Source organism: Stenotrophomonas sp. GD03930, from assembly GCF_029839665.1.
Lineage (GTDB): Bacteria > Pseudomonadota > Gammaproteobacteria > Xanthomonadales > Xanthomonadaceae > Stenotrophomonas > Stenotrophomonas forensis.
This window is the reverse complement of sequence record NZ_JAOCAV010000004.1, coordinates 22,782-47,431: the sequence shown is the minus strand read 5'-3', so window position 1 is coordinate 47,431 and position 24,650 is coordinate 22,782. Positions and strand designations below refer to the sequence as shown.

The following is a 24,650-nucleotide window of genomic DNA, read 5'->3' as shown; positions in this document are numbered from 1 at the left end:
TAGGATGGCACGTCAGGCCGCGCCCGCCAATCGCGCAGCTTCTTCCAGGTCCACGCTGACCAGGCGGCTGACGCCCGGCTCGCGCATGGTCACGCCCGACAGCTGGTGGGCGGCTTCCATCGTGGCCTTGTTGTGGCTGACGAACAGGAACTGCACCTTCTCGCTCATTTCCTTGACCATGTTGGCCAGGCGGCCGACGTTGGCTTCGTCCAGCGGCGCGTCCACCTCGTCCAGCAGGCAGAACGGCGCCGGGTTCAGTTGGAAGATGGCAAACACCAGCGCCACCGCGGTCATCGCCTTCTCGCCACCGGACAGCAGCGAGATGCTGGAGACACGCTTGCCCGGCGGACGCGCCATGATGGTCACACCGGTGTCGAGCAGGTCTTCACCGGTCAGTTCCAGATAAGCATGGCCGCCACCGAACAGGCGCGGATACAGCGCCTGCACGCCTGCGTTGACGCGGTCGAAGGTGTCCTTGAAACGGCCACGGGTTTCGCGGTCGATCTTGCGGATGGCGTCCTCAAGTGTTTCCAGCGCCGTGGTCAGGTCGGTGTGCTGCGAATCCAGGTACTCCGAACGCTGCGAAGCCTCGCCGTACTCGTGGATGGCCGCCAGGTTGACCGGCTCCAGCCGGCGCATGCGGCCGTCGATCTGGTGCACGGCCTGCTCCCAGTCGCCCAGGCGGGCGTCCTCGGGCAGTGCGTTGAGTACGTCCTGCAGCACGAAACCGGCCTTCTCCACCGCGCCCTGCAGGGTGTCCGCGCTGAGCACCAGCGCCTGCTGGTCCAGCTTGCGCTGCGATATACGCTCGCGCTGGGCCAGCGCCTGCTCGTCGCGCTGATGACGGGTCTGCTCGTAGTTGCGCAGCTCGGCATCGATGCCATCGAGCAGCGTGCGCACCTCGGTCAGCGCGCGGTCGGCACGCACACGTTCTTCCAGTGCGTTCTGGTGCTCGGCCTGCAGCGATTCAACCGGCGAATCACCTTCATCCAGTTGCGAGTGCAATTCACCCAGGCGCGAATCCAGCTGCCCGCGCTGGGTACCCATGCGCTCCAGTGCCTGGCTCAGTGACGCCAGCTGCGCACGCTGCGATTCCAGGGTGAGCGCCAGCGAATGCGAGCGTTCGCGCACCGCACGCGCAGCATCACGGGCGAGGTCGCGCGCCTCGGTCAGCTGGCGGCGTTCGCCCTCCAAGCGCTGCCGGGTTGATTCCAGATCCCCCATGCTGCTGACCGCATTCTCCAACCGCGAGCGCGCTTCACGCGCCTGCGCGTTGTTGGCTTCCAGCGTTTCCTGCAGCTGCTTCAGTTCACCTTCGATGCGGTCGATGCGGGTACGAGCGGCTTCCACCTTGCCCTGCTGGCCCTGCAGCTGGCCGGCAAGCTCGGACACCGCACGATGGGCCTGGTACAGCGTGCGCTGCGCGTCTTCGCGTTGCTGCTCGGCGGCCTGCAACTGCTCGCGGAAGCCGGCCAGCTGCTCTTCCAGCTCAGCCTCGCGATCCTGCAGTTGCTCGATCTGCTCGCGCAGTTCGTTGATCTCACGTTCGCGCAGCAATGCGCCCTGCTGGGCCGCACCCGAGCGCGAAACGCGCAGCCAGCCCTGGCCCAGGCGCTCGCCGCCCTGGGTGATGATCGAATCGCCTTCGGGCAGGCTGGCCTGCAGCGTCTTCGCCTCGGCCAGATCACGTGCACCGTGCAGGTGCGCCAGCAGGCGACGGATCGCGGCCGGGCCACGCACGCGTGCCGCCAGCGAGGTCGGGGCAACCTTCAGGTCCGCATCATCGTCGGCAACCAGCGCGATGTGACCTTCGCCCAGCTCACCCAGCGCATCGACCAGCCCGTCCGGGTCATCGACCAGCACGCCTTCGATCAACTGGCCGAGCGCACTTTCGACCGCATTTTCCCAACCAGCATCGACATCAAGGCGTTCGCCGACACGCGCCGCCGAATCCAGTCCATGCGCCTTCAGCCAGGCCACGGCGGCGCCCTGCTCCTGGCCGAGCGCGGCCTGCTGCAGGGTTTCCAGCGATGCCAGGCGGCCGCGCAGCCCATTGGCCTGCTTGCGCAGTTCGGCCAGTTCGTTCTGGCCGTTGCGCTGCTGCTCCTGCACGGCTGCCACGCCCTGCTTGCGGTGTTCGACCTCTTCGCCCAGTTCGTCCAGCGCGGTCTTCTGCGTGTCGTGCTGCAGATGCAGCTGCTCGAAGGCTTCTTCCAGCGCGTCCACGTCCAGCCCGGCGCGCTCGGCGGCCAGTGCTTCGCGGCGGCGGTCGGCGTCGAGGACCTGCTTGTCCAGGTAGTCCACGCGGGTACGCTCGACATCGCCGGCGCGCGAGGCTTCCGAACTCTGCGAGGTGTGCTGTTCCCAACGCTGCTGCCAGCTGGCCAGCCGGTCCTCGGCCTCGCGCAGGCTTTCCTGCTTGATCTCGTTCTCTTCCTGCAGCTCCTCCAGCTGCGGGGTGGCGGCCTCCACCGCCTCGCGCAGCACCATCAGCTTGGCCTCATCGCCGCTGATGTGCTGGCCCAGCTCGGCCAATGCCTGGCGGGTCTCGTCGCGCGCCTTGTGCAGGCGCTGCGACAGCTCGCGCTGGTGCTGGATCTGCTGTTCCAGGCGCGCCAGCGTGCTGCCGACCTGGTAGACCGCGGCCTGCGCGGTATTGAGCGCATCGGCGGCCTCTTCGCGACGCACGCGCGAGGTCTCGATGCGGGCCTCGGCATCGCGCTGGTCTGCGATCAGCTGCTGCAGCTTGGTCTCTTCCTGCGACAGGCCTTCGCGCAGCTTCGACAGGCGGCCGTCGAGCCCACGGAATTCCAGGGCCTTCCACTCGGCGTCCTTGACCCGGCGCTCTTCCTGCAGGGCCTGGTACTGCTCGGCCTGCCGGGCCTGGCGCTTGAGGTGCTCGAGCTGCTTGCTGATCTCGTCGCGCAGGTCGCCCAGCCGGTCCAGGTTCTCGCGGGTATGGCGGATGCGGGTCTCGGTTTCCTTGCGGCGCTCCTTGTACTTGGAGATGCCGGCCGCCTCTTCCAGGTACACGCGCAGGTCTTCCGGGCGCGCCTCGATGATCTGGCTGATCATGCCCTGCTCGATGATCGAGTAGCTGCGCGGGCCCAGGCCGGTGCCGAGGAACAGGTCGGTGATGTCGCGGCGACGGCACTTGGTGCCGTTGAGATAGTAGTTGCTGGTGCCGTCGCGGCTGACCGTGCGCTTGACCGAGATTTCGTTGAACGAGGCGTATTCGCCGGAAATCGTATGGTCGGAGTTGTCGAAGATCAGCTCGACGGTGGCCTGCGAGACCGGCTTGCGGGCGTTGGAGCCGGAGAAGATCACGTCGGTCAGCGAGTCGCCGCGCAGGCGGCTGGCCGAACTTTCGCCCATGACCCAGCGCACGGCGTCGATGATGTTCGACTTGCCGCAGCCATTGGGCCCCACCACGCCGGTCATGTTGGTCGGCAGGTGCAGGGTGGTCGGATCGACGAACGACTTGAAGCCGGACAGCTTGATCGTGGAAAGACGCATAGGGGTTCCGGACTGGGGCCGGCAAGCGGCCTGCGTTTACCCTCCAAGTCATTGATCCTGTTGGGATCGATGCCCGTGGAACGGGTGTGACGCCCTGAGTATACCGATGTGGCCGTGTTCTACGAATGGGCGTGGAACATTGTCCGGCCCCGCCCCGCCGGCCAGGCGTGGCGCAACGCTGAGAAAGCGGGCCATAAAACAAAACGGGCACCCTTGCGGGCGCCCGTTCTGCGGTGATTCCAGGCCTTGCGGCGCGGGATCAGGCTTCGGCGACGACGACGACCTTGACGGTGGTCTCGACGTCGGCGTGCAGGTGGACCAGCACGTCGTATTCGCCGATGTTGCGGAAGGCGCCTTCGCCCAGGATGACTTCGCTCTTGCTGACCGGCAGGCCGGCAGCGGTGAAGGCATCGGCGATTTCACGGGCGCCGACCGAGCCGTACAGCTTGCCTTCGGTCGAAGCGTTGGCGGCGATGGTCACGCTCGCGCCTTCCAGCTTGGCCTTGCGGGCGTCAGCGTCGGCGTGGATGGCCTGGGCCTTGGCTTCGTACTCGGCGCGCTTGGCTTCGAACTCGGCCTTGTTGCTCTCGGTGGCCGGAACGGCCTTGCCCTGCGGCACGAGGAAGTTACGGCCGTAGCCCGGCTTCACGTCGACCAGGTCGCCCAGGTTGCCGAGGTTGGTGACTTTCTGCAGGAGGATCAGCTGCATGGTATTGCTCCAGATGAGTTATTCGTTAGCGAGGCGACGCCCCGCAACAAAGGCTGTCCGAATAGCTGGCACAGCGGGGGCGGCACCGGGCCGCCCCGCCGGGCATCAGACGTCGTGGTTGTCGGTGTACGGGATCAGGGCCAGGAAGCGAGCGCGCTTGACGGCGGTCGCCAGCTGGCGCTGGTACTTCGACTTGGTACCGGTGACGCGGCTCGGCACGATCTTGCCGTTCTCGGTCAGGTACTGGCGCAGGGTGTTGAGATCCTTGTAGTCGATCTCCTTCACACCTTCAGCCGTGAACTTGCAGAACTTGCGGCGACGGAAGAACTTGGACATGGGAAGGCTCCTTAGGCGGCGGAAGCGGCGTCGTCGCCGGCTTCGTTGTCAGCGGTGGTGGTGGACTCGCCTTCTTCGTCGTCACGACGACGGCGCTCACCGCGCTCCGGCTTGTCACCCTTCTCGTCCTTGCTCTTCATGATCAGCGACTGCTCGGTGTCAGCCTCGTCACGCTTGATGACCAGGTTGCGCAGCACGGCGTCGTTGAAGCGGAAGCTTTCGGTCAGCTCGTTCAGCACGGCCTGGTCGGCTTCGATGTTCAGCAGCACGTAGTGCGCCTTCACCAGGTTCTGGATCGGGTACGCCAGCTGGCGGCGGCCCCAGTCTTCCAGGCGGTGGATGGTGCCGTTGCCGTTCTCGACCAGCGACTTGTAGCGCTCGATCATGGCCGGGACCTGCTCGCTCTGGTCCGGGTGGACCATGAACACGATTTCGTAATGACGACTCATGTTTTTTCTACCTTTCGGATGTGGCCTTGCGGCCGGACAGCCCCCCGCCGTTGAGACCGCGGTGGGGCAAGGATTCCCGCCAGGAAGGCAGGAAGCCGCGCATTATGGCGCAGATGGGGGTGCCGGGCAACCGGGGCGGGGCCGGACGAAGCTGAACCGGGGCGCCCCTCCCCCCTGCCGACCAAGGTCAGCGACCACCAAGGCGCAGGCGTCAGGCCTTGTCGGCGTCGGTGGTGAAGCTCTCGCCGCAGCCACACTCGGCGGTGGCGTTCGGGTTGCTGAACGTGAAGGTCTCGCTCAGGCCGTGCTTGCCGAAGTCGATCACCGTGCCGTCCACCAGCGCCAGACTCTTGGCATCGACGTAGATCTTCACGCCGTCCTGGTCGAACACGGTATCGCCTTCGCGCTCGTCGCGGGCCAGGTCGGTGACGTGGCCCCAGCCGGAACAGCCGGTCTTGGTCACGCCGAAACGCAGACCCAGCGCGCCGGGGGTCTGGGCGACGAAGCGCTGCACGCGCTCGAAGGCAATGGGGGTCAGGCTGACGGCCATGGGGCTACTCCAGAGGTACGGGGACATTATAAGGAGCCGTTGCCGCGAAAAATGCCTCGCAAGCGGAACACTGCAACCGGTAAACTCCCGTGTTCACAGATCGAGTCGATCAGCAGAGGATTCAAGTCATGACGGTGGTCAGCGTTGAACATGCGCTTGCCGGGAAGATCCCGGAAGGCGGCGAAGTCACGGTACGCGGATGGGTGCGCACGGTGCGCGGTTCAGCGAATCTGGCCTTCGTGAATGTGAGCGACGGCTCCTGCTTCGCCCCGATCCAGGTCGTGGCCAACGACACCCTGGCCAACTTCGACGAGATCAAGCGCCTGACCAGCGGCTGCTCGGTCATCGCCACCGGCACCCTGGTGAAGTCGCAGGGCAAGGGCCAGTCGTTCGAGATCCAGGCCAGCGCGCTAGAAGTGGTCGGCTGGGTCGAAGACCCGCTCACCTACCCGATCCAGCCCAAGCCGATGTCGCCGGAGTTCCTGCGTGAAGTGGCGCACCTGCGCCCGCGCACCAACCTGTTCGGCGCAGTCACCCGCATCCGCAACTGCCTGGCCCAGGCCGTGCACCGTTTCTTCCACGAGAACGGCTTCAACTGGATCAGCACGCCGATCATCACCACCTCCGACGCCGAAGGCGCCGGCCAGATGTTCCGCGTGTCCACCCTGGACATGGTGAACCTGCCGCGTGACGAGAAGGGCGCGATCGATTTCAGCCGCGACTTCTTCGGCAAGGAAACCTTCCTGACCGTGTCCGGCCAGCTGAACGTCGAGGCCTACTGCCTGGCGCTGAGCAAGGTCTACACCTTCGGCCCGACCTTCCGCGCCGAGAACAGCCACACCACCCGCCATCTGGCGGAGTTCTGGATGATCGAGCCGGAAATCGCCTTCGCCGACCTGGCCGAAGATGCACGCCTGGCCGAAGAGTTCCTGAAGTACCTGTTCCGCGCCGTGCTGAACGAGCGCAGCGACGACCTGGCCTTCATCGCCGAGCGCGTGGACAAGAACGCGATCACCAAGCTGGAAGACTTCATCAACGCACCGTTCGAACGCATCGACTACACCGATGCGGTCAGCCTGCTGCAGAAGTCCGGCAAGAAGTTCGACTTCCCGGTCGAATGGGGCCTGGACCTGCAGACCGAGCACGAGCGCTGGCTGACCGAGGAACATGTCGGCCGCCCGGTGGTGGTGACCAACTATCCGGAGCACATCAAGGCCTTCTACATGCGCCTGAACGACGACGGCAGGACCGTCGCCGCGATGGACGTGCTGGCCCCGGGCATCGGCGAGATCATCGGCGGCAGCCAGCGCGAAGAGCGCCTGGACGTGCTGGACGCGCGCATGGCCCAGTTCGGCCTGGACCGCGAGCACTACAGCTGGTACCGCGATTTCCGTCGCTACGGCTCGGTGCCGCACGCCGGCTTCGGCCTCGGCTTCGAGCGCCTGGTGGTGTACGTCTGCGGCCTGTCCAACATCCGCGATGCGATCCCCTACCCGCGCGCCCCGGGCAGCGCGGACTTCTAAGCCACTTCACACGACCACGGAGGTACTGCCCCCATGACCCTGTTCTTCGCCCTCTGTTTCGTCGGCGTTGCAGTGGCCGGGTTCAGTGCCTTCGTGATCTTCTGGCCACTGACCCTGGTGCACGTGCGCGATCGCCATCCGGCGCTCGCCGAGCGCTTCGGCAGTGGCGCCTTCCTCAAGCCCGATGCCCTGGCCTGGCTGCTGCGCCGCGACTATCGCCAGCAACCGGACCGCTCGTTGTCCGGGCTGGCGACCCCGGCCTGGGTATCGCTGCTGACCCTGCTGGCCGGACTGGGCATGGCCGCCCTGCTCTGGCTGGCCTCGCTCTGGTAACACATCCATGAATGACATCACCGCCTCGCGCGACAGCTGGTGGCTGGCCAGCCTCGGCAACACCCTGATCTGGGCGCGCCTGCGCGTGCGCCCGGCCGGCACCGCTGAAGTGCTCGACAGCGATGGCAACACGCTGAGCTATGACAGCGAAGACACCGCCCGTTCGCAGCTGTTCGATGCCGAGTTCGTCGAGTACGACGGCCTGGACGAGGAAGACGCACTGGTGCGTGGCTTCAGCCTGCATGAAGTGCAGCCGCCGCAGGCCGACAGCGACGAAGGCCTGCGGGGACGCATGATCCAGTCGCTGGGCGGGCGCGCCTGACCCGCGCATGTTCACCCCGCGCGCCTTCGCCGAGACCGACCTGCTCTGGCTGGACCGCCTGCTGGCGCGCGATCCGTTCGTGACCGTGCTCACCACGGGCAGCGATGGCCTGCCGGAGCTGACCCGGATGCCGGTGCTGTACCGGCGTGACGGTGATCGTATCGAGCTGCGCGGGCACTGGGCCCGTGCCAACCCGCAGTCACGCCATCGTGGCGCGGCCAAGGTGCTGGTCGATGGCCCACATGGCTACATCTCGGCCAGCTGGTACCCGGACAAGGAGCCCGCTGCGCGGGTGCCAACCTGGAACTACGCTGCGGCGGAACTGCGCGGCCAGCTGCATACCTTTGACGATACCGCTGCGCTGGCCGAGCTGGTCGGCGCCATCAGCGACCGCTTCGAAGCCAGCGTCGGCCAGGCCTGGCAGTTCGATGGCGCGCGCACCGAGCATGGCCCGGAACTGCGCGCCATCATCGGTTTCCGTTTCCAGGTCGAGCACGTGCAGCTGAAGCTCAAGCTGAGCCAGAATCATCCCGACGCCAACCAGCAGGCAGTGGTCGCCGCGCTGGACGCGCTGGCCACTCCATCTTCCCAGGAACTGGCGCAGTGGATGCGCTGGCACCGCGAACAGGCCGCCCGCAGCGACTGAGCGCAACAGATTCCCGCGACGACGCAGCCGGAGGGTTGCGGCGAGCCCCTACCCGACGCCAGGGACCCGAACATGAAAGACATCCACAAGCTGCTGCAGAACAACCGCGACTGGGCCGACCGCATCGAGAAGGAAGACCCCGAGTTCTTCCACCAGCTGGCCAAGCAGCAGCACCCGGAATACCTGTGGATCGGCTGCTCCGATTCGCGCGTGCCGGCCAACCAGATCATCGGCATGGCCCCGGGTGAGGTGTTCGTGCACCGCAACGTGGCCAACGTGGTCGCGCACACCGACCTGAACTGCCTGAGCGTGGTGCAGTACGCAGTGGACCAGCTGAAGGTGAAGCACATCCTGATCGTCGGCCATTACGGCTGCGGTGGCGTGCACGCCTGCCTGCACAACACCCGCGTCGGCCTGGCCGACAACTGGCTGCGCCACGTCGGTGACGTGATGCAGAAGCACACCGCGATCATCGACGCCATCGAGACCGACGAACTCAAGCACGCACGCCTGTGCGAACTGAACGTGATCGAGCAGGTCGCCAACCTGTGCCGCTCGACCATCGTGCAGGATGCCTGGGCCCGTGGCCAGAAGCTGATGGTGCACGGCTGGGTCTACAGCCTCAAGGACGGCCGCGTGCGCGAAATGGGCATCGACGTCGGCGCGCCGGAAGAGCTGCAGCCCGCCTACGAAAAGGCGCTGTCCTACGTGCCGCGCAAGGGCAAGCGCGACTGACCTCCAAGGGAAACCGATCATGCTCGCTTCGCCGATCAACCTGCACGCCTGGATCGAAGAACACCGCCACCTGCTGAAGCCCCCGGTGGGCAACAAGATGATCGACAACGGTGACTTCATCGTGATGGTGGTCGGCGGGCCGAACTCGCGCACCGATTACCACTACGACGAAGGCCCGGAGTGGTTCTACCAGCTGGAGGGCGAGATGGTGCTGAAGGTGCAGGAGGATGGCGCGGTGCGCGACATTCCGATCCGCGCCGGCGAAATCTTCCTGCTGCCGGGAAAGGTGCCGCACTCGCCACGGCGCCCGCCCGGCGGCGTCGGCCTGGTAGTCGAGCGCAAGCGCCTGCCGCATGAGCTGGACGGCGTGATCTGGCACTGCGAGCGCTGCAATCACAAGCTGCACGAAGAGTTCTTCCCGCTGCAGAACATCGAAACCGACCTGCCCAAGGTCTTCGCGCGCTACCACTCCAGCCTGGATCTGCGTACCTGCAGCGCCTGCGGGCATGTGGACCCGCTGCCGGCACCGGCGGCGGGCTGAACCATCGATCCGTGGTTGCCCACCCTGGTAGGCGCTTGCTCGTTCCCGCTCTGGTAGATGCCCACCTTGGTGGGCGCTTCGTCACACGTGCGCCAACCTGGGGTGGCGACCAGCGGATCACGTGGTGCTGGTAGCGGCTTGACCGCTACCGGGCCTTCCCCCAGGCGCTACACTGGCAGCCCCGTTGCAGCCTGTTGCCCGACCATGTCCGACCTGCTCAGCCGCACCCACGCCATTGCCCTGGACGCCGCCGATCCGCTGCGTCCGCTGCGCAACGAATTCCTGATTCCGCGCCATGGTGGCGGCGAGCAGACCTACTTTGTCGGCAACTCGCTGGGCCTGCAGCCGCGCGGTGCGCAGGCAGCCGTGCAGGAAGTGATGAAGCAGTGGGGCGAACTGGCCGTGGAAGGCCACTTCACCGGCCCGACGCAGTGGCTGTCCTACCACCGCCTGGTGAGCGCACAACTGGCCCGCGTGGTCGGTGCGCTGCCCAGCGAAGTGGTGGCGATGAATACCCTGAGCGTGAACCTGCACCTGATGATGGTCAGCTTCTACCGGCCGACCGCGCAGCGCCCGGTGATCCTGATGGAAGCCGGCGCGTTCCCCACCGATCGCCACGCCGTGGAGGCGCAGATCCGCTTCCATGGCTTCGACCCCGCCGAGTGCCTGGTGGAAGTACAGCCGGACGAAGCCAATGGCACGATCTCGCTCACGGCGATCGAGCGTGCCATCGCCGAGCATGGCCCGCGCCTGGCGCTGGTGCTTTGGCCCGGCGTGCAGTACCGCACCGGCCAGGCCTTCGACCTCGATGCGATCACCCGCGCCGCACGCCTGCACGGTGCGCGGATCGGCTTCGATCTTGCACATTCGATCGGCAACCTGCCGCTGCGCCTGCATGACGTCGCACCTGATTTCGCCGTGTGGTGCCACTACAAGTACCTCAACAGCGGACCGGGAGCGGTGGCTGGCGCGTTCGTGCATGAGCGGCACCATCGCGACACCACCCTGCCACGCTTCGCTGGCTGGTGGGGCCATGAGGAAGCCACCCGCTTCCAGATGGCGCCGCAGTTCATCCCGGCCACGGGTGCCGAGGGCTGGCAGCTGAGCAATCCGCCGATCCTCGGCCTGGCACCGCTGCGTGCGTCGCTGGACCTGTTCGAGCGCGCCGGCATGGACGCCCTGCGCAGCAAATCGGTGGCGCTGACCGGCATGCTCGAAGCGCTGGTGCGCGCGCGCCTGTCGAGCGTTCTGGACATCATCACCCCGGCCGAACCGCAACGCCGTGGCTGCCAGTTGTCGCTGCGCGTGATCGGTGGCCGCGAGCGCGGCCGCGCCCTGTTCGAGCACCTGCGCGGCATCGGCGTGCTCGGCGACTGGCGCGAACCGGACGTGATCCGGATTTCGCCCACCCCGCTCTACAACCGCTACCTGGACGTGCACCATTTCGTCGAGGAAGTGGAAGCCTGGGCTGGCCTCTGAGCCCGCCCCTTCCCTACTGCTGGACAGTTCGTTGATCGCACATGCCTCCCGCTCGTTGAGCATCATCGGTGCCGGCCTCGCCGGTTCTCTGCTGGCCATCCTGCTGTCACGCCAGGGCTGGCGCATCACCCTGTACGAGCGCCGCGGCGATCCGCGCGTGGCCGACTATGAAAGCGGCCGTTCGATCAACCTGGCGTTGGCCGAGCGCGGGCGCAACGCGCTGCGCCAGGCGGGCGTGGAAGACGAGGTGATGGCGCGCGCGGTGATGATGCGCGGGCGCATGGTGCATCCGCGCGAGGGCGAACCGCAGCTGCAGCGCTACGGCCGCGACGACAGCGAGGTGATCTGGTCGATCCATCGCAGCGACCTGAACACCACGCTGCTGGAACTGGCCGAACAGGCTGGCGCCACCGTGCACTTCCATCGCCGCCTGCACACCGTCGATTTCGACGCAGGCTACGCGCGTTTCATCGATGACCGCGACGACAGCCCGCACGACATCCGCTTCGACACCCTGATCGGTGCCGACGGCGCCGGATCGGCCCTGCGCGCAGCGATGAACCGGCGCGCGCCGCTGGGCGAGGACATCGCCTTCCTCGACCATTCCTACAAGGAGCTGGAGATCCCGCCGGCCGCCGACGGCAGCTTCCGCATCGAGCGCAATGCACTGCACATCTGGCCACGCGGCCACTACATGTGCATCGCCCTGCCCAACCACGAAGGCACTTTCACTGTCACCCTGTTCCTGCCGAACCAGGGCGATCCCAGCTTTGCCACCGTCAACACCGGCGCGCAGGCAGAGGCGCTGTTCGCGCGCGAGTTCGCCGACACCCTGCCGTTGATCCCGAACCTGCGTGCGGACTGGGAACAGCATCCACCCGGCCTGCTCGGTACGCTCACCTTGGAGCGTTGGCACCAGGGCGGCCGCGCCGTGCTGATCGGCGACGCCGCGCATGCGATGGTGCCATTCCATGGCCAGGGCATGAACTGCGCGTTCGAGGACTGCGTGGCGCTGGCCCGCCACCTGATGGAAGCGGATGATCTGCAAGGTGCGTTCGCCGCGTTCGAGGCCGAGCGCAAGCCGAACGCGCGCGCCATCCAGCAGATGGCGCTGGAAAACTACCTGGAAATGCGTGACCGCGTGGCCGACCCGGCCTTCCTGCTGCAGCGCGAACTGGAGCAGGAACTGCAGCGGCGCTGGCCGACCCGCTTCGTGCCGCATTACACGATGGTCACCTTCCTGCACACGCCCTACGCCGAAGCGCTGCGCCGCACCGAGTTGCAGCGCGACATGCTGGTGGCCGCCACCGCCGGCCACGATTCATTGGACAACATCGACTGGGCCGCGCTGGAAACACGGATCCACGCGCAGTTGCCGGTCCTGGAGGGCGCGCACTGATGGCCGACAGCTTCCTGTTCTACGACCTGGAAACCTTCGGCCAGGATCCGCGCCGCACTCGCATCTCGCAGTACGCGGCGATCCGCACCGACGCTGACCTCAACGAGATTGAAACGCCGGTCAGCTTCTTCGTGCGCCCGGCCGACGACCTGCTGCCCTCACCGATGGCGACCCTGGTCACCGGCATCACGCCGCAGCAGGCCATGGCCGAAGGCATCAGCGAGGCCGAGGCTTTCGACCGCATCAACGAACAGCTGTCACGCCCCGGCACCTGCGCACTGGGCTACAACACGCTGCGCTTCGACGACGAGTTCATCCGCTACGGCCTGTTCCGCAATTTCCATGACCCGTACGAACGCGAGTGGCGCAACGGCAATTCGCGCTGGGACCTGCTGGACATGCTGCGGCTGATGCGCGCCATGCGCCCGGACGGCATCCAGTGGCCGCTGCGCGAAGACGGCGCCACCTCGTTCAAGCTCGAACATCTGGCCGAAGCCAACAACGTGCGCGAAGGCGATGCACACGAAGCACTGTCCGACGTGCGCGCCACCATCGGCATGGCGCGCCTGTTCAAGCAGTCGCAGCCGCGCCTGTGGGAGTATGCGCTGAAGCTGCGCGACAAGCGTTTCGTCGGTGGCCTGCTGGACATCGCCGCGTTGAAGCCGGTACTGCACATCTCCATGCGCTACCCGGCCAGCCGCCTGTGCGCGGCGCCGGTGCTGCCGCTGGCGGTGCACCCGACCATCAACAACCGGGTGATCGTATTCGACCTCGACGGCGACATCGACGACCTGCTGGAACTGCCGGCCGAGGTGATCGCGCAGCGCCTGTACATGCGTGCCAGCGAGCTGCCCGAAGGCGTGGCGCGGGTGCCGCTGAAGGAGGTGCACCTGAACAAGGTGCCGGCGCTGATCGCCTGGAACCACCTGCGCGCCGACGACCATGATCGCCTGGGCCTGGACGTGGCGGCTATCGAGGCCAAGGTCGAACGGCTGCGTCCTTTCGCCGCGCAGCTGGCCGAAAAGGCACGCCAGGTCTACAACCAGCCCCGCGCCGCCACCGTGGCCGACGTCGACGCCTCGCTGTACGACGGCTTCCTCGGCAACGGCGACAAGCCATTGCTTGCCCTGGCGCGCACCACCGCACCGGAACAGCTGGCCGAGCTGGAAGGCCGCTTCCGCGACCCGCGCCTGCCCGAGCTGCTGTTCCGCTACCGTGCGCGCAACCATCCCGGCAGCCTCGCACCGGCTGAACGCCAGCGCTGGCAGGATTACCGCCGCCAGCGCCTGCTCGGAGACGGCGGCCTGGGTGAACTCAACCTGCCCCAGTACCAGCAGCAGCTTGATGCACTGGCCGCCGATGCACCCGACGATGCGCGGCGCCAGGCCCTGCTGCAATCGCTGCGCGACTGGGGCCAGCATCTGCAGGAGACGTTGTGAGTACCTATTTCTCGGACGCCAGCTTCAGGTTCCTGCGCAGCCTGGCGCGGCATAACGAAAAGGCATGGTTCAACGACCACCGCCAGCAGTACGAAGACCACGTGCGGCAGCCGTTCCTGCGCCTGCTCGGCGACCTTCAGCCGGCGTTGGCCGAGGTCAGCGACCATTTCCGCGCCGATACCCGCGGCGTCGGTGGCTCGCTGTTCCGCATCCATCGCGACGCGCGTTTTTCCAACGACAAATCGCCCTACAAGACCTGGCAGGGTGCGCGGCTGTTCCATGAGCGTCGCCGCGAAGTGGCCGCGCCCTCGTTCTACGTGCACCTGCAGCCGGGCGAAAGCTTCGTCGGCGCCGGGCTGTGGCATCCGGAGCCTGAAACCCAGCGTCGCGTGCGCCACTTCATCCTCGACAACCCGGGCAGCTGGAAGGCCGCCGCGCATGCGCCCGCGCTGCGCAGGCGCTTCGACTTCGAGGAAAGCGAGAAGCTGGTGCGGCCGCCGCGCGGTTTCCCGGCTGATTTCGAGTTCATCGACGACCTCAAGCACCGCAACTGGGTGATGTGGCGCTCGCTGGACGACGCCACCATGACTGGCCCGCGCCTGCTGTCCACGCTGGGCAAGGATCTGGCGGCACTCGGCCCGTTCGTTGACTACCTGTGCGCCGCGCTGGACCTGGAGTTCTGAGCCACATCACCCGCCATTCACCACTGGCCGCCTCACTTGCGGCAGTCTGGGCGGCATGAAGAAGCTCATCGCAGTGCTGGTCCCGGTGGTTCTCGCGCTGTCCGCGTGGTGGTTCGGCGGCCCGTACGTGACCGTGCATGGCCTGTCCAGGGCCATCGAGCAGCGCGACACCGAGCGGCTGGAGCGCTACGTCGATTTCCCACGTGTGCGCAGCAGCCTGCGCGCGCAGCTCAACGACTACCTGGTGCGCCAGGCCGGCCCGGATGTGGCGGCCAGCCCGTTCGGCGCCCTGCTCTACGGCCTGGGTGACCAGCTCGGCGGCGCCGCGGTGGACACCATGGTGACCCCGACCGGAATCGGCGCGATGCTGCAGGGCCACGTGCTGTGGAAGCGCGGCCGCAATGAACTGCAGGGCGGCGATGCCTTCGGTCCGACCGAGCCGGCACGGCCGCTGAAGAATGCCGAGCATCGCTTCGAAGCACTGGACCGCTTCGTGGTCGACATCGACCGCGGCCCTGGCCAACCGCCACTGAAGGTGGTGCTGGAGCCGCAGGGCCTGCGCTGGAAGGTGGTGGACCTGCAGCTGGGGATGTCAGGTACGCATTGACCGGTACCTGCCCACCTTGGTGGGCGCCGATGCATGGCCGTGCCAACCAACGGTTGGCACCTACCGATCAAGTCCGCCTTATCCCTCGTTGGCGACGCCGTGCGGCACGTGACCGGCGGCCACATGCTCACGCGCACTGTCGATGTTGTGCTGTGAATCGTCGAAGAAGATATCGGCGCCGAACGCCTGCAGGAATGGGCCCTTGTGGCGGCCACCAAGGAACAGCGCCTCGTCCAGGCGCACGCCCCACTCACGCAGGGTGCGGATCACCCGCTCGTGGGCCGGTGCCGAGCGCGCAGTGACCAGCGCGGTGCGGATCGGCGCACTCTCGCCGGCCGGGAACACTTCCTGCAATGTATGCAGGGCCGACAGGAAACCGCGGAACGGGCCGCCACTGAGCGGTTCGCGGGCGCGTTCGCGTTCATGGCGGCCAAACGCCTCCACGCCCTGTTCGCGCGAGATGCGCTCACTCTCGTCGCCGAAGATCACCGCGTCGCCGTCGAAGGCGATGCGCAGCTGCCCGGCCGGTCGACCGGTGTCGATCTGGTCGGCCGCCGCAGCGGCAGTCTCGCCGGGCGGCTTGGGCAGGATGGTCGCCGCTGCGATGCCATGGCGCAATGCGCTGCGCACCGATTCCGGGTTGGCCGACAGGAACAGGTCGGTGCCGAACGGCTTCACGTAGGGCCAGGTCGGCTCGCCGGCGGTGAACGTCGCGCGGATGATGCCCAGACCGTAATGCTGGATCGAATTGAAGATGCGCAGGCCGGTATCGGCCGAATTGCGCGACAGCAGGATCACCTCGACGCGCGGATTTTCCGGGCTGGCGCCCTGGTTCAGCGCCAGCAGCTTGCGCACCACCGGGAAGGCCACGCCGGGGCCGAGGATGTCGTCCTCATGCTGGCGCTGGAATTCGGCGTAGGCCGCCACGCCATCGCTCTCGAACAGCGCATGGCTTTCCTCGAGGTCGAACAGGGCGCGCGAGGTCACCGCGACGGTCAGCAAACGGGGGGAGTTGTCGCCCATCGGTGGGGTCCTTCAAGCGGTCGGCACGGCCGGCCGCCCATTGTCTTCAAAAAACGAACTGTTCGCTCAGGATCCGGTCTTCCAGGTTGTGCTCCGGGTCGAACAGCAGGGTTACGCGGCGGTCCTTCGACTCGCGGATGGTCACTTCGACCACGTCACGGGTCTCGTGCGAGTCGGCGGTCACGCTGACCGGGCGCTTGTAGGGATCGAGCACACGGAAGCGCACTTCGGTATCGGCCTTGAGGATCGCCCCGCGCCAGCGTCGCGGCCGGTACGGGGCCAGCGGCGTCAGCGCGATGGTGTGCGAGCCCAGCGGCAGCACCGGGCCGTGCGCGGAATAGTTGTAGGCGGTGCTGCCGGCCGGGGTGGCCACCAGCACGCCGTCGCCGATCAGCTCGGCCACGCGTTCCTGGCCGTTCAGATCGATGCCGATATGCGCAGCCTGCCGGGTCTGGCGCAGCAGCGACACGTCGTTGTAGGCCAGCGAACCGGTGCTGGTGCCCGACTCGGTCAGCGCCACCATTTCCAGCGGGCGCAGGTTGGCCGGCTCGGCGCGGGCAATGCGCGCATGCACGTCATCGTCGCCGCGGTACTGGTTCATCAGGAAGCCGACCGTGCCCAGCTTCATGCCGAACACCGGCTTGCCCAGGTGCCCGTGCCGGTGCAGGGTCTGCAGCATGAAGCCATCACCGCCCAGCGGGCACAGCACGTCGGCCTGCTCGGGCGCGTAGTCGCCATAGCGCGAGACCATCGCCGCGCGGGCCATCTGCGCCGGTTCGGTGGTGCTGGCCAGGAAAGCGATGCGGGGGGAGTCGCTCATCGGTGGATCCGGGGGAGGCATGAGGGAGAGCATAACCGAGCGCCGGGGGTTGGACCCCGCTGGGCGGATGACCGGCCCGTCCGCCGGGACACGCCATAAACCCATCCATGGGGGCTCGGTCGCGCCATCCATGGCGCTCACGGTCCCGGCGGACGGGCCGGTCATCCACCTGACAGGTTGCCGGCCGGCGTCGGGTCAGTGATCGCAGAAAAACAGGCAGAAACAGAACGGCCCCGCTTTCGCGGGGCCGTTCCTCCAACTGCTGCAGATCAGGAGCCCCCCTGAGTCAGGGGGGCGCGCCAACGGCGCGGGGGTCTGGGAGCATGGTTGGCATGGGGCCCACGGTTTGCAGAGCAAACCGTGGGGCGTCAGCGCGAATGCGCTTACGCACCATGCGCAGCCAGCTGGCCCAGGCGCTGCACCGCGACCGAGACGGTCGGGTAGTCCAGGGTCTTCTGCTCGGCCAATTCGGCCAGCATCGCCAGGGTGAAGCGCAGGCTGTTGTCGTCACGGCCCATCCAGGCTGCGACCTTGGCTTCAGCGCTGCTGCCCTTGGTGCCCAGCACCTGGCCGGCCAGGTTGCGGTGATTGGCCGCCAGCTCGTCGCGCAGCACGCCACGTGCCACCGCATGCCAACGGCCGTTGACCTCCAGCGCATCAACCTGCTCGAACAGCCACGGCAGCTGCAGGGCGTCGCCCAGGCGGAAGTGGACCTTGGACACGTCCACCGGCTTCAGCTTGCGGGTACGCGCCAGTTCGATGATGTCGAACGCCGGCTCCAGGAAGTGCAGTTCGGCCAGCTGCTGCGCCAGCGCGGACGGCAGGCCCTTTTCCTTCCACTCGGCCACCAGGGCTTCGTAGGTCGGACGCTGCGAATCCGGCAGCACGCCCGACGCGACGCGGATGTCGTTGAACGGACCCTGGTAGCGGTTGACCGCTTCGGTGATGCCCGGCATCGCGCCCGGGCGCGACAGCAGCCAGCGCACGAACGAACGCTGCAGCTTCCAGATCACTTCCAGTGCATCGATCTGCACCGACTCCGGCACCTTGCCGTCGAGGGCATCGATCTGCGCCCACAGCGCGCGTGCATCCAGCGTCTCACGGCTGATGGTGTAGGCCTTGGCGACCTCGGCGATGGAACGGCCGGTGTCTTCCTGCATGCGCATCAGGAAGGTGGCGCCCATGCGGTTGATGGTCTGGTTGGTCACGGCCGTGGCGATGATTTCACGCTTCAGGCGGTGACGCTCCATCGCGTCGGCGTACTTCTTCTGCAGCGGGGTCGGGAAGTAGCGCTGCAGTTCCTTGGACAGGTACGGATCTTCCGGAATGTCCGAATCCAGCAGCTGGGCGAACGCCACCAGCTTGGAATAGGACAGCAGCACCGACAGTTCCGGACGGGTCAGGCCCTGGCCACGTGCCTTGCGCTGCGACAGCTCGGCATCGGACGGCAGGAACTCGATCTGGCGATCGAGCAGGCCCTGCTGTTCCAGGGTGCGGATGAAGTGCTGCTTGGAACCCAGGCGCTTGACCGCCATCCGCTCCATCAGGCTCAGCGCCTGGTTCTGGCGGTAGTTGTCGTTGAGCACCAGCTCGGCGACTTCGTCGGTCATCGAGGCCAGCAGCTTGTTGCGCTGCTCGACGGTCAGCTTCTTGGCCCGCACCACATCGTTGAGCAGGATCTTGATGTTGACTTCGTGGTCGGAGGTGTCGACACCGGCCGAGTTGTCGATGAAGTCGGTGTTGAGCAGCACGCCGGCCTGGGCGGCTTCGATGCGGCCCAGCTGGGTCATGCCCAGGTTGCCGCCCTCGCCCACCACCTTGCAGCGCAGCTCGCCACCGTTCACGCGCAGGGCGTTGTTGGCGCGGTCGCCGACATCGCTGTGCTGCTCACTGGCGGCCTTGACGTAGGTACCGATGCCGCCGTTCCACAGCAGGTCGACCGGTGCCTTCAGGATCGCGCTCATCAGATCGTTCGGCGACAGCGCCTTGACGTTGTCGTCCAGGCCCAGCGCTTCACGCACCTGCGGGGTGATCTCGATCGACTTCAGGCTGCGCGGATAGATGCCGCCACCCTTGCTGATCAGCTTGGCATCGTAGTCCGCCCAGCTCGAACGCGGCACGGTAAACAGGCGCTCACGCTCGACGAACGTGGTGGCCGCCTCCGGGTTCGGGTCCAGGAAGATGTGGCGGTGGTCGAAGGCTGCGACCAGGCGGATGTGGCGCGACAACAGCATGCCGTTGCCGAACACGTCGCCGGACATGTCGCCGACGCCGACCGCGGTGAAGTCCTGGGTCTGGCTGTCACGGCCCAGCGCACGGAAGTGGCGCTTGACCGACTCCCACGCACCGCGTGCGGTGATGCCCATGCCCTTGTGGTCGTAACCCACCGAACCACCGGAGGCGAATGCATCGCCCATCCAGAAGCCGTGCGCGATGGCCAGGCCGTTGGCGATGTCGGAGAAGGTCGCGGTGCCCTTGTCGGCGGCCACCACCAGGTACGGATCGTCCATGTCGTGGCGCACGACATCCACCGGCGGCACGATCTTGTTGTTGACGATGTTGTCGGTGATGTCCAGCAGGCCCTGGATGAACAGCTTGTAGCAGGCCACGCCATTGGCGAAGACCGCGTCGCGGTCACCATTGACCGGCGGGGTCTTGGCGAAGAAGCCGCCCTTCGCGCCGACCGGCACGATGACGGTGTTCTTGACCATCTGCGCCTTGACCAGGCCCAGCACTTCGGTACGGAAGTCTTCGCGACGGTCCGACCAGCGCAGGCCACCACGGGCGACCGCGCCGAAGCGCAGGTGAGTACCTTCCACGCGCGGGCCGTAGACGAAGATTTCGCGGTACGGGCGCGGCTTCGGCAGGTCCGGCACCAGCGCCGAATCGAACTTGAAGCTGATCACGTGGCCGTGCTGGCCGTTGGCATCGGTCTGGTAGTAGCTGGTGCGCAGGGTCGCGTCGATCACGCCCATGAAAGAACGCAGGATGCGGTCTTCGTCCAGGCTGGACACACGGTCCATCAGCTTCAGCAGCGCATCGCGCGCGGCCTGCATCTGCGCCTCGCGGTCACCCTTGCGGGCGTCGACCACGGTCTTGAGCACCTTCAGGGTGGCGTCGTCGCCGGCGGCCAGCACATCGAGGTGGGCCTTCAGCTGCACCTGGCCGGCGGCGATGTCGTCCTTGCTCTCGTGGCCGGTGGCCGGATCGAAGCGGGCTTCGAACAGTTCCACCAGCAGGCGGGCCAGCAGCGGGTAGCGGGCAAAGGTGCCTTCCACATACGCCTGCGAGAACGGCACGCCGGTCTGCAGCAGGTACTTGCAGTAGCCACGCAGCATGGCGACCTGGCGCCAGTGCAGGCCGGCAGCCAGCACCAGGCGGTTGAAGCCGTCGTTCTCGGCATCGCCGTGCCAGACGCGGGCGAAGGTCTCGCCGAAGGCTTCATCGACGCTGGCGGCATCGATCGCGCCGGCGGTCGATTCGACCTCGAAGTCCTGCACGTACACCGGGGCGTTGTCGACCGACAGGCGGTACGGACGCTCGGCGATCACGCGCAGGCCCATGTTTTCCATCATCGGCAGCGCGTCCGACAGCGGGATGTCGTCCAGCTGGCGGTACAGCTTCAGGCGCAGGCCATCGCCGCTTTCGCGCGGCACCGCCTGCAGGCTCAGGCGCAGGTCGTCCGGGCCGGTCAGGGCATCGAGCTGGCTGACATCGTTGGCGGCAACGGCGGTGCTGTTGTCTTCGATGTAGCCGGCCGGCAGCGCCTTGCCGATGCGGGCGGCGATGCGCAGGCCTTCGGTTTCGCCGTGGCGGGTCACCAGCGCTTCGCGCAGGTCGTCCTGCCAGTTGCGCAGCACCTGGGCCAGCTTCTGCTCCAGTTCGGCGGTATCGACGTCGAGCATTTCACCCGGCTTCGGACGCACGATCAGGTGCACCTGGGCCAGCGGCGATTCGCCCAGCACCACCGAGCTGTCGACGTACTCGCCGTGCAGCGCGTCCTTCAGCATCGCTTCGATGCGCAGGCGCACGTCGGTGTTGAAGCGCTCGCGCGGCAGGTAGACCAGTGCGGAAATGAAACGGCTGTACTTGTCACGGCGCAGGAACAGGCGGCTGCGCACGCGCTCCTGCAGGCCCAGCACGCCCATCGCGGTGCGGAACAGTTCGTCCTCGCTGGACTGGAACAGCTCTTCGCGCGGCAGGGTTTCCAGGATGTGGCGCAGCGCCTTGCCACTGTGGCTGGCCGGGGCCAGGCCCGACTGCTTCATCACATGCTCGTGGCGCTGGCGCACCAGCGGGATCTCCCACGGGCGACGGTTGTAGGCGCTGGAGGTGAACAGGCCGAGGAAGCGCTGCTCGCCGATGATCTTGCCCTTGGCGTCGAATTCCAGCACGCCGATGTAGTCCATGTAGCCGGCGCGGTGCACGCGCGAACGGGCATTGGTCTTGGTCAGGATCAGCGCGTCCTTCAGCCCGGAGGTGGCGTTCAGGCCCTGCGCGGCCAGCGTCTTGACCGGACGGGCGGCGGACTTGTCCTTGCCGCGCATCAGGCCCAGGCCGGTGTCGTTCAGCGGTGCCAGCACCTCTTCCTTGCCCTGCTTCTCGACGCGGTACTCGCGGTAGCCGAAGAAGGTGAAGTGGTTGTCGGCGGCCCAGCGCAGGAACTCCTGTGCTTCCTTGCGCGAGGCATCGTCGACCGGCAGCTGGCGCTTGCCCAGGTCGTCGGCCAGCGCCAGCGCCTTGTCCTTCATCGGCTGCCAGTCGCGCACGATCGCACGCACTTCATCCAGCGCCTTGTTGATGGCCTGCTCGATGGCGGCCATGGCTTCGGCCGGCTGACGGTCGATCTCCAGCAGCATCACCGATTCGGCATCACCCTCGCCGACCTTGACCAGCTTGCCGGCCTTGTCGCGGGTGAAGCGCAGCACCGGGTGGCCCAGCACGTGGACGCCCACGCCCTGCTCGGCCAGCGACATGGTGACGGTGTCGACAAGGAACGGCATGTCGTCGTTGACGATCTGCAGCACCGTGTGCGGCGATTCCCAACCATTGGCCTTCGTGGTCGGATTGAACACGCGGACGTTGGCCTTGCCGGCCTTGCGGGCACGGGCGAATTCCAGCGTCTCAGCCGCGAGAGCGGCCCACTCTTCAGCGCTGTGGTGCGGAAACTCGTCCGACTCCATGCGCTTGTAGAAGTCAGTGGCGAAGGCCACTGCTTCGGCCTGTGCGGCCGCGGGGTAGCGCTTGCGCAAGGCCGTGTACACCGGCTCCAGGGAGAAACCAGCGGTCACTGCGACCTCCGACTCTGCTGGTTTGGTCTTGTTTTTCACGGTCTTGGCTGCGGTTTTTTGCGGTTTCATGGCAGAGCGATGCGCTTGCTCAGTTGGGAAAATGAAATTGTAGCCCTACCGCGCGAAAAGGCCTTGCTGCAGGACGGAATAAGCAGATTCGGGTTTGCTGCGGTTTAGACGCCTATTCAGTTCGTACCGGTATGGTCGTGGCACCCGTTTCAGCACTGCAGACAGGATCGGCAAAGCGTGTTACCGGAAGACACACGCGGCGACGCCGATGCGATTCCACAATCCTGAACTGGACGGTATAGTCCACCGCGTGAATCCGGCCTACCTTCCCGTTGCCCTCGACGCACGCGATGAGCGCGTGTTCGACGCCGTGCGCGAACTGCTGGCGCAGCAGGGCATGCAGATGAGCATGGACGCGGTGGCCCAGCAGGCCGGCTGTTCCAAGCAGACCCTGTATTCGCGCTACGGCAACAAGCAGCAACTGCTGCGCCGGGTGATGCAGCGCCACGTCGGCCACGCCACCGGGGCCATGGTCCGTGCACTCCGCACTGACGACCTGCGTGCCAGCCTGCTCCAGTTCGCCACCGACTTCCTGGAGCATTTCAGCCAACCGCACGTAGGACAGGCCTGTCGGCTGATCGCCGCCGACGCGTCCCAGTTTCCCGAAGAGGCGCGTACGCTGTACCGGCATGGCGCCGGCGCGCTGACGCTTCATCTTGCTGAATGGATTGAAACCGTTTGCATGCAAGGCCAGCTACGGCATGACGACCCGCACTTCATGGCCGAGCTGCTGCTGAGCATGATCGCCGGTCAGGATTTCGACAAACAGCGCTTCCATACCCCCCACCGTGATGACGCGCTGCTGCGTCGGCGCTGGGCAGAGTTCTCCGTCGACAGCTTCCTGCGCGCGTTCGCGCCACAGCCGTCGCCGGCCCCGTCTACAAACCAACCCCGGAGTTCCTCCTGATGACCGCCCCACTCCGCACCCTTGCCTTGACGTGCGCCGTTGCTGTCGCTCTGGCCGCCTGCAAGAAGCCGGAACAGCAGACGCCCCCGCCGCCGGAGGTGGGCGTCATCGACGCCAAGCCGCAGACCCTGCCGCTGCAGCGCGAGCTGGTCGGCCGCCTGTCGCCGTTCCGCAGCGCCGACGTGCGCGCGCGCGTTCCGGGCGTGCTGCTCAAGCGCGTCTACCAGGAAGGCTCCCAGGTCAAGCAGGGCCAGACCCTGTTCCTGATCGACCCGGCGCCGCTGCGTGCCTCGCTCAACGCCTCCGAAGCCCAGCTGGCCTCGGCCCGTGCCACCTATGCCAACGCCAAGGTCGCCGCCGACCGTGCGCGCTCGCTGGCCCCGCAGCAGTTCGTCTCCAAGTCCGACCTGGACAACGCCGAGTCGGCCGAGCGCACCGCCCTGGCTGCGGTCAAGCAGGCCGAGGCCGCGTTGACCTCCTCGCGCATCAATCTGGGCTACACCGAAGTGACCGCCCCGATCAGCGGCGTGGCCAACAAGCAGCAGGTCACCGAAGGTGCGCTGGTCGGCCAGGGCGATGTGACCCTGCTGACCACCGTCGACCAGCTCGACCCGTTGTACGTGAACTTCTCGCTGAGCGTCGATGAGCTGACCCAGCTGCGTGCGCAGCAGGCCAAGGGCGCACTGGCCCTGTCCGGCGATGGCAAGGCTACCGTCAGCGTCAAGCTGGCCGACGGCACCACCTACAGCGAGCCGGGCACGCTGGACTTCTCCTCGACCACGGTCGATCCGGCCACCGGCGCGGTCTCGCTGCGCGCGCTGCTGCCGAACCCGCAGCAGATCCTGCTGCCAGGCGCCTTCGTCAGCTTCCAGGCCAACCTGGGCGAGCGCAACAATGCCTACCTGGTGCCGCAGCAGGCGCTGCTGCGCGACACCACCGGCGGTTACGTGATGGTGGTAGGCACCGACGGCAAGGTGGTGCGCAAGAACGTCAAGACCGATGGCGCGCAGAACGGCAACTGGCTGGTCAGCGACGGCCTGGCCGCCGGTGACAAGGTGATCGTGGCCGGCGTGCAGAAGGTCAAGGAAGGTGCACCGGCGGTGGCCAAGCCGTGGACCCCGGGGCAGGACGCCAACGGCAAGCCTGCCGCAGGTGGCGCTGCTCCGGCAGGCGCTGCGCCGGCCGCGGGCAAGGCTCCGGCCGACGCCGCCAAGCCCGAGCAGGCCGATGCGGCCAAGCCGGCCGCCACCGATTCGAACAAGCAGTAACGGGA

The 24,650-nt window shown here is 66.8% G+C and carries 21 protein-coding genes; 13 read left to right on the top strand and 8 right to left on the bottom strand.

The window, feature by feature from the left end:
• Nucleotides 1-12: 12 nt before the first annotated feature.
• From smc to N5C18_RS18530, 5 genes are all read right to left on the bottom strand, one after another.
• The gene (smc, locus tag N5C18_RS18550; protein ID WP_279945367.1) at nt 13-3,516 is read right to left on the bottom strand and encodes a chromosome segregation protein SMC; all 3,504 of its coding nucleotides are present in this window, start codon (nt 3,514-3,516) and stop codon (nt 13-15) included.
• 259 nt (nt 3,517-3,775) lie between these two features.
• Entirely contained in the window at nt 3,776-4,225 is a 450-nt protein-coding gene (rplI, locus tag N5C18_RS18545) for a 50S ribosomal protein L9 (protein WP_006452981.1), read from the bottom strand.
• Nucleotides 4,226-4,330: 105 nt separating this feature from the next.
• A complete protein-coding gene (gene rpsR / locus N5C18_RS18540) occupies nt 4,331-4,561 on the bottom strand; it encodes a 30S ribosomal protein S18 (protein WP_002804494.1) in 231 nt (76 codons plus the stop codon).
• An 11-nt stretch (nt 4,562-4,572) separates the two neighbouring features.
• Complete coding sequence (gene rpsF / locus N5C18_RS18535; protein WP_049445625.1) at nt 4,573-5,010, bottom strand: 30S ribosomal protein S6; 438 nt, start codon at nt 5,008-5,010, stop codon at nt 4,573-4,575.
• Between the two features lie 211 nt (nt 5,011-5,221).
• Entirely contained in the window at nt 5,222-5,560 is a 339-nt protein-coding gene (locus N5C18_RS18530; RefSeq protein WP_006452998.1) for an iron-sulfur cluster assembly accessory protein, read from the bottom strand.
• 128 nt (nt 5,561-5,688) lie between these two features.
• Here N5C18_RS18530 and asnS point away from each other — a divergent pair, with 128 nt between their 5' ends.
• The 11 genes from asnS (at nt 5,689) to N5C18_RS18475 (ending at nt 15,267) form a co-directional block, all read left to right on the top strand.
• Nucleotides 5,689-7,083 (top strand): asparagine--tRNA ligase, encoded by a 1,395-nt coding sequence (gene asnS / locus N5C18_RS18525; protein ID WP_053450222.1) that lies wholly within the window; start codon nt 5,689-5,691, stop codon nt 7,081-7,083.
• A gap of 33 nt (nt 7,084-7,116) precedes the next feature.
• Nucleotides 7,117-7,416 (top strand): hypothetical protein, encoded by a 300-nt coding sequence (locus tag N5C18_RS18520; protein ID WP_005417403.1) that lies wholly within the window; start codon nt 7,117-7,119, stop codon nt 7,414-7,416.
• A gap of 7 nt (nt 7,417-7,423) precedes the next feature.
• Complete coding sequence (locus N5C18_RS18515) at nt 7,424-7,738, top strand: hypothetical protein (RefSeq protein WP_006453002.1); 315 nt, start codon at nt 7,424-7,426, stop codon at nt 7,736-7,738.
• A gap of 7 nt (nt 7,739-7,745) precedes the next feature.
• Nucleotides 7,746-8,384: an FMN-binding negative transcriptional regulator gene (locus N5C18_RS18510; protein WP_053511339.1), complete on the top strand. Its 639-nt coding sequence runs from the start codon at nt 7,746-7,748 to the stop codon at nt 8,382-8,384.
• A 72-nt stretch (nt 8,385-8,456) separates the two neighbouring features.
• Nucleotides 8,457-9,119: a carbonate dehydratase gene (gene can / locus N5C18_RS18505; RefSeq protein WP_006453004.1), complete on the top strand. Its 663-nt coding sequence runs from the start codon at nt 8,457-8,459 to the stop codon at nt 9,117-9,119.
• A gap of 19 nt (nt 9,120-9,138) precedes the next feature.
• Complete coding sequence (locus N5C18_RS18500; protein ID WP_053511338.1) at nt 9,139-9,660, top strand: 3-hydroxyanthranilate 3,4-dioxygenase; 522 nt, start codon at nt 9,139-9,141, stop codon at nt 9,658-9,660.
• A gap of 204 nt (nt 9,661-9,864) precedes the next feature.
• The gene (gene kynU / locus N5C18_RS18495) at nt 9,865-11,139 is read left to right on the top strand and encodes a kynureninase (RefSeq protein ID WP_053511337.1); all 1,275 of its coding nucleotides are present in this window, start codon (nt 9,865-9,867) and stop codon (nt 11,137-11,139) included.
• A gap of 31 nt (nt 11,140-11,170) precedes the next feature.
• Nucleotides 11,171-12,538, top strand: a complete 1,368-nt coding sequence (locus tag N5C18_RS18490) for an NAD(P)/FAD-dependent oxidoreductase (protein ID WP_053511336.1) — start codon at nt 11,171-11,173, stop codon at nt 12,536-12,538.
• Nucleotides 12,538-13,977: an exodeoxyribonuclease I gene (sbcB, locus tag N5C18_RS18485; RefSeq protein ID WP_053511335.1), complete on the top strand. Its 1,440-nt coding sequence runs from the start codon at nt 12,538-12,540 to the stop codon at nt 13,975-13,977. Before N5C18_RS18490 ends, sbcB begins: the two co-directional genes overlap by 1 nt.
• A complete protein-coding gene (locus N5C18_RS18480; protein WP_006453009.1) occupies nt 13,974-14,660 on the top strand; it encodes a DUF2461 domain-containing protein in 687 nt (228 codons plus the stop codon). The genes sbcB and N5C18_RS18480 overlap by 4 nt, the downstream gene beginning before the upstream one ends.
• 55 nt (nt 14,661-14,715) lie before the next feature.
• Nucleotides 14,716-15,267: a DUF2939 domain-containing protein gene (locus N5C18_RS18475; protein ID WP_053511334.1), complete on the top strand. Its 552-nt coding sequence runs from the start codon at nt 14,716-14,718 to the stop codon at nt 15,265-15,267.
• A 78-nt stretch (nt 15,268-15,345) separates the two neighbouring features.
• On the opposite strand, the gene N5C18_RS18470 is transcribed toward N5C18_RS18475, so the two are convergent.
• The 3 genes from N5C18_RS18470 to N5C18_RS18460 form a co-directional block, all read right to left on the bottom strand.
• The gene (locus N5C18_RS18470) at nt 15,346-16,290 is read right to left on the bottom strand and encodes a 5'-nucleotidase (RefSeq protein WP_005410242.1); all 945 of its coding nucleotides are present in this window, start codon (nt 16,288-16,290) and stop codon (nt 15,346-15,348) included.
• A gap of 46 nt (nt 16,291-16,336) precedes the next feature.
• Nucleotides 16,337-17,110 carry an NAD kinase gene (locus N5C18_RS18465; RefSeq protein WP_053511333.1) on the bottom strand — a complete coding sequence of 258 codons (774 nt, stop codon included), beginning with the start codon at nt 17,108-17,110 and terminating at the stop codon, nt 16,337-16,339.
• Between the two features lie 383 nt (nt 17,111-17,493).
• Entirely contained in the window at nt 17,494-22,470 is a 4,977-nt protein-coding gene (locus N5C18_RS18460) for an NAD-glutamate dehydrogenase domain-containing protein (protein ID WP_279945365.1), read from the bottom strand.
• Between the two features lie 250 nt (nt 22,471-22,720).
• Here N5C18_RS18460 and N5C18_RS18455 point away from each other — a divergent pair, with 250 nt between their 5' ends.
• Both N5C18_RS18455 and N5C18_RS18450 read left to right on the top strand, forming a co-directional pair.
• The gene (locus tag N5C18_RS18455; RefSeq protein ID WP_008265285.1) at nt 22,721-23,377 is read left to right on the top strand and encodes a TetR/AcrR family transcriptional regulator; all 657 of its coding nucleotides are present in this window, start codon (nt 22,721-22,723) and stop codon (nt 23,375-23,377) included.
• On the top strand, nt 23,377-24,645 hold the full coding sequence (locus N5C18_RS18450; RefSeq protein WP_049458761.1) for an efflux RND transporter periplasmic adaptor subunit: 1,269 nt from the start codon (nt 23,377-23,379) through the stop codon (nt 24,643-24,645). The genes N5C18_RS18455 and N5C18_RS18450 overlap by 1 nt, the downstream gene beginning before the upstream one ends.
• Nucleotides 24,646-24,650 lie beyond the last annotated feature (5 nt).

What these genes read in the sequence shown, in the direction of transcription:
- N5C18_RS18460 (WP_279945365.1), bottom strand. Translation starts at nt 22,470, where the DNA reads ATGAAACCGCAAAAAACCGCAGCCAAGACCGTGAAAAACAAGACCAAA.
- rpsF (WP_049445625.1), bottom strand. Translation starts at nt 5,010, where the DNA reads ATGAGTCGTCATTACGAAATCGTGTTCATGGTCCACCCGGACCAGAGC.
- N5C18_RS18450 (WP_049458761.1), top strand. Translation starts at nt 23,377, where the DNA reads ATGACCGCCCCACTCCGCACCCTTGCCTTGACGTGCGCCGTTGCTGTC.
- rpsR (WP_002804494.1), bottom strand. Translation starts at nt 4,561, where the DNA reads ATGTCCAAGTTCTTCCGTCGCCGCAAGTTCTGCAAGTTCACGGCTGAA.
- N5C18_RS18530 (WP_006452998.1), bottom strand. Translation starts at nt 5,560, where the DNA reads ATGGCCGTCAGCCTGACCCCCATTGCCTTCGAGCGCGTGCAGCGCTTC.
- asnS (WP_053450222.1), top strand. Translation starts at nt 5,689, where the DNA reads ATGACGGTGGTCAGCGTTGAACATGCGCTTGCCGGGAAGATCCCGGAA.
- N5C18_RS18515 (WP_006453002.1), top strand. Translation starts at nt 7,424, where the DNA reads ATGAATGACATCACCGCCTCGCGCGACAGCTGGTGGCTGGCCAGCCTC.
- sbcB (WP_053511335.1), top strand. Translation starts at nt 12,538, where the DNA reads ATGGCCGACAGCTTCCTGTTCTACGACCTGGAAACCTTCGGCCAGGAT.
- N5C18_RS18520 (WP_005417403.1), top strand. Translation starts at nt 7,117, where the DNA reads ATGACCCTGTTCTTCGCCCTCTGTTTCGTCGGCGTTGCAGTGGCCGGG.
- N5C18_RS18465 (WP_053511333.1), bottom strand. Translation starts at nt 17,110, where the DNA reads ATGAGCGACTCCCCCCGCATCGCTTTCCTGGCCAGCACCACCGAACCG.
- N5C18_RS18470 (WP_005410242.1), bottom strand. Translation starts at nt 16,290, where the DNA reads ATGGGCGACAACTCCCCCCGTTTGCTGACCGTCGCGGTGACCTCGCGC.
- rplI (WP_006452981.1), bottom strand. Translation starts at nt 4,225, where the DNA reads ATGCAGCTGATCCTCCTGCAGAAAGTCACCAACCTCGGCAACCTGGGC.
- N5C18_RS18500 (WP_053511338.1), top strand. Translation starts at nt 9,139, where the DNA reads ATGCTCGCTTCGCCGATCAACCTGCACGCCTGGATCGAAGAACACCGC.
- N5C18_RS18510 (WP_053511339.1), top strand. Translation starts at nt 7,746, where the DNA reads ATGTTCACCCCGCGCGCCTTCGCCGAGACCGACCTGCTCTGGCTGGAC.
- can (WP_006453004.1), top strand. Translation starts at nt 8,457, where the DNA reads ATGAAAGACATCCACAAGCTGCTGCAGAACAACCGCGACTGGGCCGAC.
- N5C18_RS18475 (WP_053511334.1), top strand. Translation starts at nt 14,716, where the DNA reads ATGAAGAAGCTCATCGCAGTGCTGGTCCCGGTGGTTCTCGCGCTGTCC.
- kynU (WP_053511337.1), top strand. Translation starts at nt 9,865, where the DNA reads ATGTCCGACCTGCTCAGCCGCACCCACGCCATTGCCCTGGACGCCGCC.
- smc (WP_279945367.1), bottom strand. Translation starts at nt 3,516, where the DNA reads ATGCGTCTTTCCACGATCAAGCTGTCCGGCTTCAAGTCGTTCGTCGAT.